We start from the raw sequence: 1,865 nt of genomic DNA on the forward strand, positions 1-1,865 counted from the left end.
GACCCCTGGCACGTGCAGGGCCGGCTCGTACAGGCCGGGGTAGATGTTCTCCGCGCCGCGCAGGATCATGTCCTTGCTGCGCCCGGCGAGGACGACCCGGTCGCCGTCGAGCCGGGCGACGTCGCCGGTGTCGACCCAGTCGTGCGGCTGTTCGCCGAGGTAGCGGTGCGCCTGCCCCGGCCCGGCGAGCAGCAGCCGCCCGTCGGTCCCGACCCGGGCGGTCACGCCCGGCAGCGGCGCGCCGACGAGGTCACCGGCGCCGGTGAAGGCCGCCTTCTCGGCGGCCTCGACGGCGGCGGCCGGGAAGAGTTCGGTGAGCGCGTACACCCCCCACGCCTGCTCGGCGCCGGCCCGTCGGGTCCGGTCGAGCAGGGTGGCGCTGACCGGCGCGGAGCCGCTGTAGAACCGGCCGCACAGCCGGGGTCGCTGCGCCAGCAGCGCCCGAAGCTGCGGCGGGGTGAGGTAGCTGGCCTGCGGGCGCAGCCGGGCCACCTGCCGCGCCAGCACCCGGGGTGACCGGGCTGGCAGGGCCACCGGGGCGCCGCTGGCCAGGGCCGGGACGAGGACGAAGAACGTGCCGCCGAGCACCGGAGCGTCGGGGTGTGGCCGGACCAGGTCGGCGACGGCGCGCATTCCCCGGCGGCCAGCCCGGCCCGGCGGTGCACGACCGCCCGGGGCCGGCTGGTCGTTCCCGAGGTGAAGATGATCACCGCGTCGTCGTCGGGTCCGCCCCGGTCGGGGGCCGGACCCGGCCGGGGGCGCAGCGCCGGGGCGCAGCCGGGCAGCCGTCCACCAACGGTACGCACCGGACCCAGCTCGGCCAGCCGGGGCAGGGCCAGCCGGGCCCGGCCGGCCAGCGGGCGTGCCCACCCGGCGGCCGCCTGCGCCGCCGCATCGGCGACGACCAGGGCCGGGCGGGCGAGGGCCAGGCGCGCGGTGAGCACGTCCGGGCCGGCGCTGGGGTCGAGCACCGCCACCCGCAGTCCGAGCCGGTGCGCGGCGAGCAGCACCGACAGCGCCCGGGGGCCGGGGCGCACCGCCACCCCGAGGGTGTCCCCGGCGGCGAGGCCGTGGTGGTGCAGGGCGGCGGCGTACCCGTCGGCGAGGTCGGCCAGCTCGCCCCGGCTGGCGCGGGTCCGGGGCGCGCCGGTGCGGCCGGCGGTGAGCACCGCCGGCCGGTCGGGGTGGCGGCGCAGCGCGGCGGCCAGTTCGTCGAGCATCGGGCGACTCGTCTCCAGGTGGGGGTGCGGGTCAGCGCGGGTCCGGGGAGAACCGGCCGCTGCCCCGGTCCAGGTACCAGGCGGCGGTCCGGCGCAGCCCGTACGCCCGCAGCCGCCGGGTGGAGTTCTCCACCACCATCGTGCGCTCGTGCACGATGGCGTCGGTGTGCCGGCGTACCCGGTTGAGGAACTCCCGGTCGGTCGGGGACGGGCGGCGGGGCATGCCGCCGACGGCGAGGTACGCCTCGGCGGTGATCGCCATGTTGTTGCCGGCGTGCATCCGGTACGGGGCCCGGTAGCCGGGGCCCCGGTGGGCGGGGCGCAGCCGGCCGAAGGTGGCGGCGACGACGACCAGGCAGCGGAACCCGGCCCGGCCCAGCGGGCCGTGCTCGTCGCGGCGGGCCTCGATCCGGCCGCACGCCATGGCCGCCCCGGCGGTGAGGGTACGGCGGGCGGCGGCCACCCAGCCGGGGTGGGGCAGGCAGTCGGCGTCGGTGCGGGCCAGCAGCGTGGCCCCCTGCGCGATCGCGTGCCGGAAGCCGGTGTCCACGGCCGCGCCGACGCCCCGCTGTTCCTCCCGCAGCAGCCGGGTCGGCACCGGCGCGTGCACGGCGAAGCGGCGCACCACGTCCCGGGTGCCGTCGG

Annotated in this window: 2 protein-coding genes and 1 pseudogene; all 3 read right to left on the minus strand. The window is 79.4% G+C overall.

The annotated features are described in order from the left end of the window. Positions 1-633: class I adenylate-forming enzyme family protein (locus tag MCAG_RS35570; RefSeq protein ID WP_198141705.1), on the minus strand; the 633-nt coding region annotated here is incomplete at its 3' end. A 65-nt stretch (positions 634-698) separates the two neighbouring features. Next, a pseudogene (locus MCAG_RS35575) lies at positions 699-1,220 on the minus strand (AMP-binding protein); the annotation flags it as partial. Positions 1,221-1,251: 31 nt separating this feature from the next. Continuing rightward, positions 1,252-1,865, minus strand: a 614-nt coding sequence (locus MCAG_RS02765; protein ID WP_083802168.1) for a glycosyltransferase family 2 protein, incomplete at its 5' end; no start/stop codon positions are given.

The sequence above is a fragment of the Micromonospora sp. ATCC 39149 genome, from assembly GCF_000158815.1.
Taxonomy (GTDB): Bacteria; Actinomycetota; Actinomycetes; order Mycobacteriales; family Micromonosporaceae; genus Micromonospora.